The organism is Paenibacillus sp. VMFN-D1, assembly GCF_003386155.1.
GTDB lineage: Bacteria > Bacillota > Bacilli > Paenibacillales > Paenibacillaceae > Paenibacillus_AQ > Paenibacillus_AQ favisporus.
Genome location: NZ_QRDU01000002.1, coordinates 723,551 through 739,173, shown reverse-complemented (window position 1 = coordinate 739,173; position 15,623 = coordinate 723,551). Strand labels below are relative to the sequence as shown.

Sequence of the window (15,623 nt, the reverse complement as noted above, 5' to 3'; positions counted from 1 at the left end):
CAAGGGGCTGACTCATTTTGTTATTACCGATTGTCCTTGTAATTGCTTCCGGCATGGCCCATGCCGTGTGGAGCATGTTCACCAAGCGGAGCCGCAGCAAAAGCGTCTTTCTGTGGTCTATCATGATGGTCGCGACCATTCTGCTGCTGCCGGTGCTGATCACCGAGCTCTGGAAAAATCCGATGAACTCCGCTTCCTACGGCCTGCTGCTGCTGTCGATGCTGCTCCAGGCCGTCTATTCCTGGCTCTTGTCGAAAACTTATGAGCTGGGCGACCTGTCGCAAATCTATCCGATCATGCGGGGCACCAGCACGCTGCTCGTCCCTGTGATCGGCGTCCTTTTTCTGAACGAATCGCTGTCCGTCTTCGGCTGGCTCGGCATCCTCTGCATGCTCGGCGGATTCGCCGTGCTGAGCGGCATCGGCTCCAACAGCCGCAGCGGCGGGCAGCAAAAGGCCCAAGGCTTGAAGCCCGTGCTGATGGCTTTGTGCGTCGGGCTGTGCACCACCTGCTATGTCTTCGTCGACAAGCTGAATCTGGAGCATGTCTCTCCGATCGGGCTGCTGGAGGTGACCAACATCGGATTTGTGCTCGGTCTGACTCCGTCCGTGATCGCCTCCAGAAAAATTGTTGAGGAATGGAAGGCCAACAAAACTACGCTGCTGCTTGGGGCAGTTTTAAACCCGGGCTCTTATCTGCTGTTCCTGTTCGCCATGTCCCAGGCGCCGATGGCCCATATCAGCCCGCTGAGGGAAATCGGCACCATCTTCGCCACTTTCCTCGGCGTCCTGCTTCTGAAGGAGCAGCAGGGAATGCGGCGGATGCTGTGCTCCGTCGTTATTTTTGGCGGCATTGTTCTGATCGGCATGCTGGGCTGACTGTATTACTCTGACATGACTCAGCGTCTCAACAAAATAGCAAGCACCAACATGGTTGCGAATCGGCTGGTCTCCAGATAAACATCAGAAAAGTGCGCCCGGGGCGCGCTTTTTATTTACGGATGAGCCGGTATACCAAGTCCTCTGAATCTCTTGAGCTTTTTGCGGATCGTCCATGAGCAGAGTCTTGTACTCCAGCATCTTGTTAAGGGTGTCCAGCATTTGATCGTATTCTTCCCTCTTGCTTTCGATCTCCTTTTTCTTACCGCGAATCCAATCTATAATCTCCAGATTGGTACTCATATTGGTGTCGCATTCCTGCAAAGCTTCCTTCAGTTCGGCCAGCGAACAGCCGATGGACTGGAACTTCTTGATGAGCCCCAACCGCTCGACAGCCTCTTCAGAATAGTTTCGGTAATTGTTGCTTTCTCTCCGGACATGCCGATCATCCAGCAAGCCTTCCTTTTCATAAAAGCGGATCGTATGGATCGTTAATCCCATCTTGTCCGCCAGTTCCTGAATTCTCATCATCATTTCTCCTTTGGACCGCTTGCCCTAGAGTTCGCTTCATAGTTTATGCTTAACACGATCAAACAGTCAACCTATGAAGGAGGATATCATCATGCATGTTTTTGTTACAGGAGCAACAGGGTTTGTCGGTTCTGCGGTCGTCCGGGAACTGATCGGCGCGGGGCATACCGTAACGGGTCTTTGTTGTTCTGAGGAGAAAGCTGCAGGATTAAAGGCGGCGGGAGCTGAAGCGCTGTACAGCACGCTGGACGATCTCGATACGCTAAGCAGCGCCGCCGCGGCAGCGGACGGTGTGATTCATCTGGCGTTCAGTTCACCCACCAACGATTTTTCCAACTTTGAAGGTGCGCTGGCTCTGGATTTGCGGGCTGTCCAAGCCATTGGAGTGGCGCTCGAAGGCTCCGGGAAGCCGTTCATTACCACAGGTCACCCTCATGAAAATGGACATACCGTGGACGATGCAGTGCTCGCCATGGCAGAGCGGGGTATTCGGGCATCCATCGTCACGCTTGCACCGACCGTGCACGGCGAAGGAGATAGGGCATTCGTGCCGAAGCTGATCAACATCGCCCGGGAGAAGGGGTTCTCAGCCTACATCGGCGATGGAACGAACCGCTGGCCGGCGGTTCACCGCCTGGATGCAGCGGTCCTGTACCGACTGGCGCTGGAATTCGCCCCGGCGGGCTCACAGATGGTTGCAGTCGGCGATGTAGGCATTCCGTTCCGCGAGATCGCCGAGGTCATCGGGCAGCAATTGAACGTACCAACGGTCAGCATTACACCTGAAGAAGCTGCCGCCCATTTCGGCTTTCTTGGCCCCATTGCGGCATTCGACATCGCAGGCGTGTTCAACACTGCGCAGGCGAGTCAAGCAACACGGGAGCTTCTGGACTGGAAACCGGTGCAGCCCGGACTAATCGCCGATCTCGAAAAAGGGCATTATTTTGCATAAAAAAGGAGGGTGTACCCAAAGTTAAGCTTATGAATTGGCTTCTCGGGGTCCCCTATAATGACTTCGACTTCACCGAAATGTTCTGTGGCTGGATGATTAGCGTCATAGCAGAAAAGCGCGCCTTAGGCGCGCTTTTCGCATAACCATACTCCCGTTTTAGCCGGTTACACCCTGGCCTGCGATCGGAAACCATCCTGGCGTATTGACGATTTTGTGCCATAACGGATCGGCAATCCCAAGTTTTTCTTGATCGTCTAACGTGATCTCCGTACGGATTTCGTCTTCCCTGCCTTGCGTTACCTTTTCAACCCAATCCGGGTCGATAATCAGCTCACGTCCCAATGCTATAAGCGGGACTCCGGATTGCAGCGCTCTAAGCGCCTCATCAGGTGTGCGGATCGATCCTACACCGATCACGGGAACTCTTTGCCCGGCGAGCTCATCAATTAACTCCATTCTGGAGCGATTGTCCTCTACTCCACGTCTAGGTTTAGACCAGAAGTCCATTAAAGAAACATGCAAATAATCCAGGTTTTTATTGGCGAGGGCATCCACCAGTTTTAGTGTATCCGCCATCGTAATGCCAGGCGTCATTTCTTCTTCCGGCGAAAACCGGTATCCTACGAGAAACGGCCGTTTAGCATGTTCAGCTACTACTCTGTTCACTTCATCGACCACAGCAAGCGGAAACGCCATACGCTTGTCTAGATCTCCTCCCCAACGATCATCACGCCGGTTGGTGTATGGCGAAAAAAACTGTTGGATCAGAAACCGGTTTGCCCCGTGAATTTCTACCCCGTCGAAACCCGCCTCGATCGCCCTCCGGGTGCTGGCGCCGAACGCGCGGATGATCTCTAAAATTTCCTGCTCTTCAAGCGCCCGGGGGATTACGCTCTGGCCTTCCTTTGCAATCGCACTCGCACTTACGATCTCACCGTTGGGTACCGCCTCTGGCAAACTTTCGCGTCCCCCATGGAAGATTTGCAGAATGGCTTTGGCCCCGCGTTTCTTCATGGCTGCAGCCAGGCGCTGCAAGCTTGGGATCCGATCGTCATGGTCCGCCGCGATCTCTCCTCCGAATACTATGCCGCTCGATGTGACGATCGCGCTTCCCGTGACTGCCATTCCAACACCATTCATACGGCTTTCATAATACGCGATGACATCATCCGATATCGTACCGTCTTGCCGGGAATAAGAAATCGTCATGGGCGCAAGAACGACTCTGTTCTTGACTTCGACGCCATTTTTGAAACGATAAGGCTCCATTATAGGCTGATATTTAGGGTTCATGTGCGTCTCCTCCTTCATATGTCAGGGATAGGTCTCCCTGATAGAGCACATTGTAAAAGTTGGAGTCGAATCGAAGTCAAGGCCCAGCTGACCCCGTTTGACTTGGAGTCGGCTCCAAGATGTATAATGCTTTTAAGTTTCCAATTCAGGAGGTGCAGGATGATGACCGAGCCAACGTTCACGATCAAGCAAACCGCGGAGCTGACTGGACTTTCCGAGGACACGATCCGTTATTATGAAAAAATCAAGCTGCTCCCTCCGCCGGACAGAAAGGACAACGGGCATCGCGTCTACCGCGCGAAGGATATCCATACAATCAAATTAATATCCTGTCTGAAAAAAACAGGGATTTCACTGGAGGCCATGAGGCCTTTCCTGAAGGCATCTGGCAACCCGGATCCAGCCGAATATATTGAGCTGACCCAGACTTTAAAAAACCACCGTGAACAGATCATCGAGCAAATCTCCTCACTTCAGCAGCTCGTTGATTTCATTGACGTTAGACTGGAAGATGGGTACCCGACCGGGGAATATTCGGACCAAAACCCGGAGGACGGTGCAAAGCCCCTCTCCGTCGAGGAGATGAGCTATTTTCCACAGCTGCGAAAACGGGCAAACCGCCGAATCCGATGAGACAAGCAGCGCTGCTTCATAAAGTGCCGCACACACGTTTGGTTCAAAAAAAGGCAGCAGCCCAGGACCTTTTTCCGGTCCTCGCTGCCGCCGTTTTTTCGATCTCTGTCCTGCCACACCGCCATGCTTGTTCCGATTAGTTTACGCTTAGCCGTTTGCCGGTTAAGGCAGACTGCCGGATCGTTTCCAGCAGCCGGTGCAGGCGGGCAGCTTCGTAAAAATCGGGGGCCTGAAACGTCCCTAGACGAATGTCCTCTGCCATGACCTGATGCGCCTTCATCACGTGACTCACGATGACTGAAGGTTCTTCGGTCTCGTCGTACACCTTTTGGAACGGTTCCTGATCTCCGTAACCCTCAATATGTCCTGACGGGTACAACACCTGCTCGACCACCAGTCCACCAAACTGAACATGGCCTTGCGATTGGGGCTGGGAAATGCGGATGACCCCTTTCTCCCCTTGAATCTCCAATTCAAATTTCGGATAGGTTCCGCCTTGAATATGGATTGATGCCGACGCGCCGTTCTCGAGCGTGCCATGAACCATAATCTGGTCGGCTGTATCTTTCGGTACCGTCTCCCCGGTTCCCAGTACCTTGGCCTCCGAATAATTGCTGTGCATGGTTGCGTAGACTTCTTTCAGATCTCCCAACACAAATCCAAACGCGTCGAGCGAGTGTCCTCCGTTAATTGCCAGCAGGGTCGCTCCATACTTCTCCTGAAGCAAATAAATGTTGTTCCGTTCCGTAAACCCTCCCTTGCCCGGCGTAGACACCGACATGCTGGCGGATAATACCCGGCCGATGTCTCCGCGAGTGATGCGGTTTTTCGCATCCAGCAGCGCAGGCGACTGTCTCGCCTGAAGGCCAACGGCATGATGAATCCCCTGTTCCGAAGCAAGCTCCGCCAATTCCTCCGCCTCTTCCGGCGTGACTGTAAGGGGCCATTCGCTGTACACATGTTTCCCCGCGGCGACGGCCTCCTTGATCATTTCGTAATGATGGGGAACCTTGACGCTGACGACCACCAGATCTACATTCCCGGACCGCACTAATTCGCGGTAGTCGTCGAAAGCCTGGGCGACACCCAGCTTGGCCGCGCTTTCCCGGGCGCTAGCCATATTCGAGGTGGCAATGGCTGTAATTTCATGGCTTGCGCTTCGCGTCAAGGCCGGAATGTGTGTTTTGCTGGCCCACTGATTGTTTAACGATCCTCCAATGATCCCGGTGCGTATTTTTTCAGTACCCTTTATCTCCATTTCTCTTCCCTCCTGGCTTTATGATTCTTTACGGTTCCAGTATACTGGGTTTAACACATCATGAATAATGCATGTTATCAATAGAGTCATCATCATTTTTGATACCCGGGAGGTCGACATGGATATCGATAATATGAAAGCCTTTGTCAGCGTTGCCGAGCTTAAAAGCCTGTCGGCCGCAGCCGTCAAGCTGAACCATCTCCAGTCCAGCATGACGGCCAAGATCAAAAAAATCGAAGCCCATTACGGACAGCAGCTTTTCATCCGGAGTGCCAAAGGCATGGAGCTGACGTCGGAGGGGCGGAAGCTCTACCGCCAATATAAAAAAATGCTTGTTTTATGGGAAGAAACCGAGCTGGATATGAGCGATAGGGAGATGAAGCTGCGGATCGGCACCATGCAATCCGTCTTTGGCAAAGAGCTCACGGATGCACTGACCCGTTTATATGAAAATCACGCCGATCTGTCCGTCACGCTAAAGACCGGGACGACGCAGTCGATGGAGCACGAATTGCTCCAAGGAAACATCGATTTGGCCTTTACGATCGGCAGGACCGACTCGCCGCAGCTGAGTTACAAAAAACTGGGTTCGGAGGAGATGGTGCTCATCGGCAAAAAGTTCGCCGGAGGACAGAGCCTGGAATGCGCCCTCCACGGGGAGAACTGGATCATTTTGACCCGGGACTGCCTGTACGCTGCGATTCTGGAGCGGCTTTACGCCGAGCTTGGCCTGGAAAAAGGAGAAAGCACCGAAGTGGGGATTCTGGACACCCTCCTTCAGCTGACCTCTCTTGGGATGGGCATCTCCTTGATTTCCAAAAACATCGTGATACAGCACGGATTTTCGGCGTTTGCCCAGCTGCCCGAGCCGTTCCGCTATGTGGACAAATATTTGGTGACCCGAGCGGGATATGAGATGTCCCCGTTGGAAAAAAGCTTTGTGGAAACGAGCCATTTTTTATAAACAAATGCCTATCGGTCTAAACTCATCGCAGACAGACTGCAATATCTAAAAAACCGGATCCCCTCTCATGCAGCTTTAGAGGAGACCCGGCTTTTATTGTGCCTTGCTAACGTCATTTATTCAGGCAAAGTTCCGGTGCTTACAGCAGTCCCGAACCTTTAACCTGGTTGTAGAATTCCTGGAACTGCGGAATGTTGAACTGCTGGGCTGCGTCGGACAACGCCGTAGCCGGATCCGGATGCACCTCGACCATCACGCCGTCGGCGCCGGCGGCCAGAGCCGCTTTGGCACAAGGAGCCATGATGTCTTTGCGGCCGGTGGAATGGGTCACGTCGACCAGTACCGGCAAATGCGTTTCCTGCTTCAGAATCGGTACGGCCGAGATGTCGAGCGTGTTGCGCGTCGCTTTTTCGTACGTGCGGATGCCCCGCTCAATCAGCATGATCTGCGTGTTGCCCCGGGATAAAATGTACTCGGCCGCGTGTACGAATTCGTCGATGGTCGCTGCCAGCCCGCGCTTGAGCAGTATCGGCGTCCGGACGTCGCCAGCCGCCTTCAGCAGCTCGAAGTTCTGCATGTTTCTCGCCCCGATCTGGATGACGTCGATGTAATCGCACGCCAGCTCGATATGAGCCGGATCCACGATTTCGCTGATCGTCTTCAGCCCGAATTCGCTCGCCACTTCCTTCAGAATTTTCAGGCCTTCGATGCCAAGCCCCTGGAAATCATAAGGCGAGGTTCTCGGCTTGAAGGCGCCGCCGCGCATCACCGTGATGCCCGCTTCCTTCAAAGCGGCTGCCACGGTGCGGACCTGCTCATAGCTCTCAACCGAGCATGGTCCTGCAATCATGACCGGCTTGCCGCCGCCGATCGTCACATCGCCCAGCTGAATGACGGTATCCTCCGCCTTTTTCTTGCGGCTGACGAGCAGGTGCTTCTTATGATCGACCTGCTGCAGTGTCAGCGTCGCTTGAAAAATTTGCTTGAACAGATGCCGAACCGTCTCATGGTCGAACGGTCCTTCGTTGCTGGCCACGAGTTTCTCGAGCATCTCCTTTTCACGGACCGGATCAAATTTCGGCACGCCCTGTTTTTCCTTCTCTACACCAAGCTCCTGTGCGATCCGTGCCCGCTGGGACAGCAGCGACAACAGCTGAAGATTCACCTCATCCAATTGATTGCGCAGTTCCTCCAAGCGCCCTTGACTCATCTCTCATCTCTCCTCACCTAGTGTTAAAAAATATAAAAATCAAACAAAAAAGACCCCTGTCCGCCAAGGGACGAGGAGTCGTGGTACCACCCTTATTAGACATGCACACGTGTAGGCTGCACATCTCACTTGAACCTTTTAACGCAAGGGAAACGGGTATTCCTACGTCCTGCATTCCTCATGCAGGGAATCAAAATACCGGCTCAGGAATGAACTTCGGCGGGCAGTGTCCCTCGGATGCTTCCAGTCTATCGGCATACCGTCCCTGGCAGGAGCTTTCTCCGCTTACTCTTTCCTTCACAGCTTGTGTCCTATGAATTAGCTCGAACTAAAATTTAAAAGCATTGTATTACAATCGGTGGAAGGGATGCAAGATCACAAGGTAACGCGTTAATGGAATGAAATATTAAAAAATCAACGCCTTTCCTCATTTCAAATGATGCCGAATCCAGCTGAGAAGTCCCTCTTCCTTGGGCTGCCAGCCTAACAAATTCCGGGCATGAACCGAACGCACCCGGCTGTTGGAGGCAATAGCGAACCGCGCCCAGTCTCCCAGCTCCGCTATCGCCTCTTCTGCCGGCCAGCTGATTGTTTTGCCGCCGAAACCTAAAGCGTCACTCACCGCCCGGGCAATATCTCCGTAGGATTCCTCCCCGTCTGAAGCGTAGAAATAGGAGGCCGACGGAGCCTTTTCCAGTGCAAGCACATAGAGCTGCACCAAATCTCTGATATGCACATTAGACCAACGGTTCACACCCTTGCCGACATGTACGCCCGCTCCCCATTCCCGGGATTTGCGGATGATTTGCGGCAGCTGATCACTTTCGACCGGGAGCCCAAGCGCATCCCCATAAATCATGGACGGAACGATAACAATGCTTCTTACATCTTCATCTACGCCGGCCCGGCGAACCCGCTTGTTAATGTTCACACGGTCGGCCCGGATGTCCATCGGGACAAAGGGCGTTTCCTCATCGTAAATATGGCTGCTGAGATGATCTCCTCTGGCGTCGTCTCCCACCACGCTGGAACCGGAGGTGTGAATGAACGCCTTGCCGGTGCCACGCAAAGACGCGATCAAAGTTTCAACCGCAAAATGATGGTCCGAGTCGGCCGTATGCACGACCGCATCGCTGGCTTGGGCATAGTCTGTCAGCAGCTGTGCGTCGTCCAGCGTGCCCAGCACCGGTTCAATACCGAGCTGCCGGAGTGGCTCCATCTTGTCCGGATTTCGGACCAAACCGTAGACGGTATGCCCTTGATTTACAAACGTCTTGCTTACGGATCCGCCTATATAACCAGATGCTCCTGTGATAAAAATCTTCATCAACTCTCCCCCATCTCTCTGGATTCTTTTGCGAACCAGATCCTGCGAACGGGTTGAATCCGGGCACGATCACAGTCCTAAATCCCCATGCTATACGGCTGGTCGAGGATTCTTTATTCCATTGTAACCACGGACTTATCCAGAAAACAAATTATGAATTATCTAATACATCATAAATTTATTTATCAATAGAAGAGGGAACATCCACTTGAAAGCGGCGCTCAAACAACCCCTTGCAGAAGGGACAACGTTTCCTGAATGTGAGGCACATGTTTATGCTTTAGCTGGTAAGCCAAGAAAATGTCGTTGCTTACTTTCAATTCTTCCCACAGTATTCGATAGCCCGGTGATTCAGGCTCATGCGTTAGCATATACGTGGGCACCACGCTGATTCCTGCCCCACTCGCGACCGCGCTCAGAATCATATGCAGATTGGGGATGACATGAATGGGTCGGATCAGCGGGCGTTTATGAAAATGCTCCCGCCAGATCCGGCGGATGATCGGCAACTCCAGGCCGTAACTGAGCCAGGGCTGCGCGGAAAGCCACCGTTCGGCTTCTTCCGGATTCCGCACTTCCGGAACGTCCAAGGCCGCTGGCGCAATGATGACAAATTCCTCGACCATGGATTTCGTAAATCCAATGCCTGGGATCGGGTATTTTTTTGGCGTGACAACAATATCCAGCTGTTCATCCTTCAACTCGTCCAACAGGACATCGGCTGTCCCGAAACGGGTGACCGTACAGGTAGGGAAATCTCGAAGTGCGGGAAGTATCTTTTCTTTAAAAAATTCATGGGCTGTCCCGATCTTCGTCACCGCCATCGATGGTAAAGATGCCGATTTAAAATCATGCGTTGTCGATTCCAGCGATTCGATCAAGGGAGCAACCCGGGAATACAACTCTTTCCCCCGCTCCGTCGGCACGATTTTTCTGGACGTTCGAATAAACAATGCTTCGCCCACTTCCGCCTCCAGCGCGGCCAGATGCTGGCTCATCGCCGGCTGTGTCATGATGCGGCTCTTGGCGGCTTCCGACAGCGAAAGATGCTTATAAATCGCACAGAAGCTGCGGTACCATTCAAAATCCACCAAATCCACAAGCCTCCTTTTGCTCCTTATTTGATTTCCGTCCGGCAAAGATTGCAGACATCTCCTGCTTGCTGGCAAGTACAGCGGCTGTAATTACTTTTCCTAGGCCACGCCTACTCAGCAAAATATGCGGCCACGTGGTCCCTAAATTCGCATGCGGCGGCCGACAAATAACGCTGCTCGCTCCATACGAGGTAATATTGGCGCCGGCACGCTTGATCGGACACGGGCACTAGAGTGACACCGGGTATTTCTTTATCTCCTTTTTTGCAGCCGGACAGCGCCACCCCGACGCCTGCACGTACGAGGCTTAGGATCGCAGGCGGTTCATCGACCCGGCAAATGTAGCGGGGAGCCGCTCCGGCCTGCTCAAGGAAGCCGTCATTGATTTGCTGGAAAACAAAGTCCTCCCGGTATCCGATAAACGGCTCCGCCGCCGCTTCTTTCAAAGTAACCTGACCGCGGCCGGCAAGCGGATGCGCCGAGGGCACGGCCAAGTACAATTCCTCGCTCAGCACCGCCTTATAGGCATATCCCGCTTGGTCGAGCGGCAGCGGCGTAAAGCCGAGATCGGCCTCACCCGAGGTAAGAAATTCGCTCATCTGCTCGATGGGAGCCTGGGAAATTTGAAAGTTCACTTCCGGATGTACCGATATAAATTCGGTGATCGGCCCCGTCATCCGCTCCAGCGTCGCCGTGACCAGACGGATGCTCCCGCGCTCCAGCCCGGCAAGATCCGCTACCTCCCGCTTTCCTTCCTCCAGCAGGCGGAGCGCTTCCTCAGCTTTTGTCAGAAACGCCTTCCCATAGGAATTCAACCGAATTCTACCCGCCTGCCTGTCAAACAGCGGAACGCCGATATCCTCTTCCAGCCGGGAAATCGTCTTGCTGAGCGCAGGCTGGGCGATCCGCAGCTCCTGCGACGCCTTCGTCATATGTTCCAGCCTGGCGACCGTCCTGAAATATTGAAGCTGCAGCAGTTCCATAGCTCTCCCTCCTTTTTCTATATACTTGAATATATAGAGTCATAATTAAATATATATTTCCGTTTATCGCAGCCTGATTATAAAATAACCTGAAAAGGAAATCAATGGGATCTACAATTCAGATAAGTCAAGGAGTGAGTTCAATGAAAGCCATAACGTTTAACCGCCTGGGGCCGCCCGATGTGCTGCAGCTGACTGAGCTGCCCGCTCCGTCCGCCGGACCGGGAACCGTCCGGGTACGCGTCAAAACGGCCGGCGTCATGCCAATCGACGCCAAGGTCCGCAGCGGAAGCGTTCCGTACGCGCAGTCCCACCCTTTTCCGATCATCCCCGGCAATGAATTTGCCGGGATCATCGACGAGGTGGGGGACGGCGTCAGCGAATTCGTCCGCGGGGACGAAGTGATCGGCTTTACGCTGTTTGGCGGATATGCCGAATATGTCGTCGTCAGCAGCGACCAGTTGGTCCGCAAACCGGCGGGCATGCCTTGGGAGACCGCCGGAGGTTTTACCGGCAACGGACAGGGCGCCCATATGGCGCTGGAAGCGATCCGGATTCAGCCCGGGGATACCGTGCTGATCCACGGGGCGGCCGGCGGGCTGGGCACCTTTGCCGTGCAGCTCGTGCTGGCCTGGGGCGCCGGCAGGGTGATCGGCACGGCCAGCGAGGCCAATCACGATCATCTCCGGCGTTTGGGCGCCATTCCGCTCGGCTACGGGGATGGGCTCGCCGCCCGCGTACGCGCCATCGCTCCCGCAGGAGTGGACGCCGCCCTGCATGCCGGCGGCGGGGATGACATCGCCCTGCAGGCATCGGTGGACCTGGTCCAGGACACCAGCCGCATTGTAGCGATGGTCCCCAGTGTTCAGGCCCAAACGCTCGGCATCCGGCAGCTGACCGGCACGCGAAGCAAAGAACGCCTTGCCGAGCTTGTCCGCTTATACAACGAAGGGAAAGTCGACATCCATATCCGCAAAGTGCTGCCGCTGGATCAGGCCCGGGAAGCCCACCGGGAGATCGAATCCGGCCATGGCCGCGGAAAGATCGTCCTCTCGGTCTAATTTACCTTCGATATCAAAAAGGGTGCCATCGATCATTGGATTGATGGCACCCTTTTTCGCTGGGAAGCATTATTGGTTTGTTCTAATGGACTTTCATCAAGTCATCAAGGCATCAAGACACCGTCGGCGACTCCTTGCGGAAACCGGTCTCGTCCGGCTTGCCCTGCTTCACGTCACGGCGCTTTGCACCAATGATCCAGCGCGATCCCGGCAGATGCGACAGCGTGTAGCTGATGCCGAGCGAAGCGAGCACGGTCAGGCCAAAGGTCAGGAGCGTAAAGGACACGTGGCTGCCGGCCAGATCCATCGGCCGCGTAAAAAAGGCGATCACGTAAATGATCAGCGCGTGCACAAGATACCCGCCGAACGAATACCGGCCGATCCAGGTCAGCAGCCGCAGGAAAGCCTGGCTCCGCCCCTGCATCATGATGAGCAGCCCGTACAGGAGGAGCATCTGCGCGACGATGATGACAAAGGTCGATGGCCGCAGGTAAGTGGATATATTTAAATTCACGACCTCGCCCGACCCCTGCAGCACGTCATAGCCCAGCTTGATGTACATAGCCAGGAACAGGAGTCCGGTCCAAGGCAGCAGCCGGGTGCACCACTTCCGCCAGTTGGAAACGGATGCCGCGCATACCGCACCGGCCACAAAATAAAAACCGTACATCACAAACGAATAGCTGCGATACTGCAGCAAAACGGACCAGGGTCCGCCAAGCCCTTCGGCCCAGCTCCCCATCCGGTAATAGGAGAGATACAGCAGAGCAGCGTAGATCATAAAAGATCCGCCCAGGATCGCGGACAGCACCCCTGCCCGCTTCTTCGCCTCCATAGGACCGATCACGCGCCGCGCCGCCCGGAACGCCCAGGCAAACAGCGGAAACAGCAGATAGAACTGAAAGATCATCAGAATAAACCACAGCTGGTATCCCGTCTGAGGAACGAACATCTCTTTCAGCAGCGCTCCCCAGTCCTGTCCTCCTTTTTGCCAGAAGGATGGGGTAAATACGTGGACATACAGCCAATAAATCACCGTCCAGCACAGGAAAGGGACATACACATCCCCGAACCGTTTGCGGATAAACGGACCGTACCGAAACCGTTCACCATAGTTGTAGAACAGCAGCACGGCGGACAAAAATACAAAGGTCGGCGTTCCGAAACGGGTCAGGTGGTAGATCATCGTCAGCATGGTGGAATCCGCGGCCACAATGTCGGGCCTGTAGATGTACTCGGCAATGGAATGCTGCATCACGATCGCCAGAAAGGCGAGGCCACGCAGCTGCGTCCATTCTTCGATTCGCGGTTTGCCCATGAGCATGAGGTCCTCCTTCTTCTTGGTCAGGGCCAGTATACCCGGTCAATATTAAATGAACCTTAAAGCAGGCGGAATTAACAGATTTTATCTCATCCAAAAGGTCATTCCTTTTGCCCCGTACAGGTTCATGATTTTCCAGGTTCTAATAACCTCCCAATACATATAAAAAAACCGGGAAGTCCATCTTCTGGACGTTCCCGGCACGAAGCGCCGTGTATAACGAAAAATGCCTATCAAAATTAAGGGACCCCTTCATGCACCTTTGACGGCCGCACGCTCGGCAGCGGCGCTGCCGCGGCTGGCGGACAAGGACCGGGTCGCTGTGCTGACGATCAGGGAAACCACAATGTTGGCGAGCAGCGCCACGATCCCCACGTTCAAATCCTGGAACCAGCTCGGGGCCGCAGGGAAAAAGGTGCCCATGGTGGCGCCGATCAGGTTGATATAAGCGACGATCAGCACGCCGACCGTCACTCCGGCAAACACGCCGTACTTGTTCAACGGATTCCGTTTCATAAAGCTTGTGACCACCGCCGGCGTCAGCTGCGATACAAAACCGTACCCGCTCAGCATCAGCAGCAGGATCGCCGAGCCGCTGTTGAACGTGAAGATGAGCGCGACCGCGGCCACCACCGGCACCAGCCAGCGCGCCAAACTCATGACCGTGCGGTCGTCCGTCCGCGGACGGAGCGCTTTGACGACGTTGTTGACGATCAGCGATGCCGTCGTCATCAGCAGCATCGATCCCGGAACGATCGCCGTCAGCAGCCCGGCTGCGCCAAGGAGACCGACGACCCAGGGGCTGAACGTCTGCTTCACGATGGCAAAAATGGCGATGTCGTTGTTGCTGACGCCATCCACCTGCAGTACCGCCGACGTCCCGATAAACAGGACAAACAGCGTAAACAGCATGTACAGCGGGAGCATAAGCGTATTTTTGCGGATGGAGCGCGCATTTTTGCCGGAATAGGTAGCGATGAAGCCGTGCGGCCACATGTAATATCCGAAGGACAGCAGAATCAGGCTGGATACGTACCAGGACGTGCTGTACCCCTTGTCCTCCAGGCCGAGGAAACCGGGCTTGGCGTTCTCCACCGCCCGGAACATATCCCCGATGCCGCCATAATAGTGAATCGGCAGGTACAAACCGAGGAACACGACGACCACCACGATGAGGATATCCTTGACGACGGCGGTCCACGCCGAGCCGTGAATGCCCGAAATCATCACATAGACCGTGACGGCGATCACGCCGATCCAGATGGCGGCGGTCGGGGAGATGGCGCCGTACGACGCCTCGGAAATGATCAGCCCCAGCCCCTTCAGCTGGATGATCAGATAAGGAATCATTGAAATGAAGCCGACGACCGCCACGAAAATGCCCAGAGCCGGACTGTTGTATTTTTTGATAAAGAAGTCGGATTGGGAGATCAGATTATGCTCCTTCCCATACTTCCAAATCTTCGGCAGCAGCCAGTATCCGATGATGAAATTGAGCATCGTGATGTTATAGAACGCAGCCCCGCCGCGCCCGAAAGCCCAGCCGCTGATGCCCATCAGGGCGTTGACCGTATACAGCTCGCCCGCCATCAGAAGAAAAATTAACGCCGTCCCGAATCCGCGTCCACCGACGGACCATTCTTCGAGGCTCATTTTTTTGCCTTTCGACGCCCGGATGCCGAGATACAGCGCCAGAACTAGAAAAATGCCGATAATCGAGATGGAAATAGCCTGATGTGACATTACTCCGTCGCCTCCTTCTCTTCTTCCAGGTTGTCCGGATTGAGCCTATGAACCAGCAGCATGATGCCAACCCCAAGGAGGATCCACAGCACCATCCAGAACAGCAATAAAGGCATGCCGAGCACGAACACATGGCGTTCCTCGTAAATCCGATTCATCCAGATGACGCCGAGCGGCATCCCCAGGTATGCAATAAGAGACAGCAGATATAATGGAACCTTGCTCTTCATCGTTCGATCCTCCGGTTCGTTGATTTTCAAGCTTCGGTCTGTTACATTAATAATCTGATCATTTTCCGGAGTGGTGGTTCATTGGGTTGAACCCCCTCCTTTTTTTGTATGAAAAATAGCTCTCCCGGCAGTCTGCTCTACCGCC

The 15,623-nt window shown here is 54.3% G+C and carries 15 protein-coding genes; 5 read left to right on the top strand and 10 right to left on the bottom strand.

Annotated features, from left to right (window positions below):
* The first annotated feature begins 17 nt into the window (after positions 1-17).
* On the top strand, positions 18-878 hold the full coding sequence (locus C7820_RS18880; RefSeq protein WP_309545763.1) for a DMT family transporter: 861 nt from the start codon (positions 18-20) through the stop codon (positions 876-878).
* An 84-nt stretch (positions 879-962) separates the two neighbouring features.
* Here C7820_RS18880 and C7820_RS18875 read toward each other — a convergent pair whose 3' ends face one another.
* Positions 963-1,406 carry a MerR family transcriptional regulator gene (locus tag C7820_RS18875; protein ID WP_240913246.1) on the bottom strand — a complete coding sequence of 148 codons (444 nt, stop codon included), beginning with the start codon at positions 1,404-1,406 and terminating at the stop codon, positions 963-965.
* A gap of 94 nt (positions 1,407-1,500) precedes the next feature.
* Here C7820_RS18875 and C7820_RS18870 point away from each other — a divergent pair, with 94 nt between their 5' ends.
* Complete coding sequence (locus C7820_RS18870; RefSeq protein WP_116232330.1) at positions 1,501-2,361, top strand: SDR family oxidoreductase; 861 nt, start codon at positions 1,501-1,503, stop codon at positions 2,359-2,361.
* A 156-nt stretch (positions 2,362-2,517) separates the two neighbouring features.
* Here the strand turns inward: C7820_RS18870 and C7820_RS18865 are convergent, their stop codons facing one another.
* Positions 2,518-3,654 (bottom strand): NADH-dependent flavin oxidoreductase, encoded by a 1,137-nt coding sequence (locus C7820_RS18865; RefSeq protein ID WP_116232329.1) that lies wholly within the window; start codon positions 3,652-3,654, stop codon positions 2,518-2,520.
* A 159-nt stretch (positions 3,655-3,813) separates the two neighbouring features.
* Between C7820_RS18865 and C7820_RS18860 the strand changes: the two genes are divergently transcribed.
* Complete coding sequence (locus tag C7820_RS18860; protein WP_116232328.1) at positions 3,814-4,287, top strand: MerR family transcriptional regulator; 474 nt, start codon at positions 3,814-3,816, stop codon at positions 4,285-4,287.
* 136 nt (positions 4,288-4,423) lie between these two features.
* Here the strand turns inward: C7820_RS18860 and C7820_RS18855 are convergent, their stop codons facing one another.
* Positions 4,424-5,545, bottom strand: coding sequence for a Gfo/Idh/MocA family protein (locus C7820_RS18855; RefSeq protein WP_116232327.1), 1,122 nt, complete (start codon positions 5,543-5,545; stop codon positions 4,424-4,426).
* 118 nt (positions 5,546-5,663) lie between these two features.
* Between C7820_RS18855 and C7820_RS18850 the strand changes: the two genes are divergently transcribed.
* Complete coding sequence (locus C7820_RS18850; protein WP_116232326.1) at positions 5,664-6,509, top strand: LysR family transcriptional regulator; 846 nt, start codon at positions 5,664-5,666, stop codon at positions 6,507-6,509.
* A 139-nt stretch (positions 6,510-6,648) separates the two neighbouring features.
* Here the strand turns inward: C7820_RS18850 and C7820_RS18845 are convergent, their stop codons facing one another.
* From C7820_RS18845 to C7820_RS18830, 4 genes are all read right to left on the bottom strand, one after another.
* Positions 6,649-7,719, bottom strand: coding sequence for a bifunctional 3-deoxy-7-phosphoheptulonate synthase/chorismate mutase (locus tag C7820_RS18845; protein ID WP_116232325.1), 1,071 nt, complete (start codon positions 7,717-7,719; stop codon positions 6,649-6,651).
* A 427-nt stretch (positions 7,720-8,146) separates the two neighbouring features.
* A complete protein-coding gene (locus C7820_RS18840) occupies positions 8,147-9,046 on the bottom strand; it encodes an NAD-dependent epimerase/dehydratase family protein (protein WP_116232324.1) in 900 nt (299 codons plus the stop codon).
* Between the two features lie 221 nt (positions 9,047-9,267).
* On the bottom strand, positions 9,268-10,137 hold the full coding sequence (locus tag C7820_RS18835) for a LysR family transcriptional regulator (RefSeq protein WP_309545762.1): 870 nt from the start codon (positions 10,135-10,137) through the stop codon (positions 9,268-9,270).
* A 113-nt stretch (positions 10,138-10,250) separates the two neighbouring features.
* Entirely contained in the window at positions 10,251-11,123 is an 873-nt protein-coding gene (locus tag C7820_RS18830) for a LysR family transcriptional regulator (RefSeq protein ID WP_116232322.1), read from the bottom strand.
* 143 nt (positions 11,124-11,266) lie between these two features.
* On the opposite strand from C7820_RS18830, the gene C7820_RS18825 reads away from it, so the two are divergent.
* Positions 11,267-12,184 carry an NADP-dependent oxidoreductase gene (locus C7820_RS18825; RefSeq protein ID WP_116232321.1) on the top strand — a complete coding sequence of 306 codons (918 nt, stop codon included), beginning with the start codon at positions 11,267-11,269 and terminating at the stop codon, positions 12,182-12,184.
* A 112-nt stretch (positions 12,185-12,296) separates the two neighbouring features.
* Here the strand turns inward: C7820_RS18825 and C7820_RS18820 are convergent, their stop codons facing one another.
* From C7820_RS18820 to C7820_RS18810, 3 genes are all read right to left on the bottom strand, one after another.
* Positions 12,297-13,502: an acyltransferase gene (locus tag C7820_RS18820; RefSeq protein WP_116232320.1), complete on the bottom strand. Its 1,206-nt coding sequence runs from the start codon at positions 13,500-13,502 to the stop codon at positions 12,297-12,299.
* Positions 13,503-13,757: 255 nt separating this feature from the next.
* Positions 13,758-15,248, bottom strand: coding sequence for a sodium:solute symporter family protein (locus C7820_RS18815; protein WP_116232319.1), 1,491 nt, complete (start codon positions 15,246-15,248; stop codon positions 13,758-13,760).
* Positions 15,248-15,478 carry a DUF3311 domain-containing protein gene (locus tag C7820_RS18810; protein WP_116232318.1) on the bottom strand — a complete coding sequence of 77 codons (231 nt, stop codon included), beginning with the start codon at positions 15,476-15,478 and terminating at the stop codon, positions 15,248-15,250. The genes C7820_RS18815 and C7820_RS18810 overlap by 1 nt, the downstream gene beginning before the upstream one ends.
* Between the last annotated feature and the right edge of the window lie 145 nt (positions 15,479-15,623).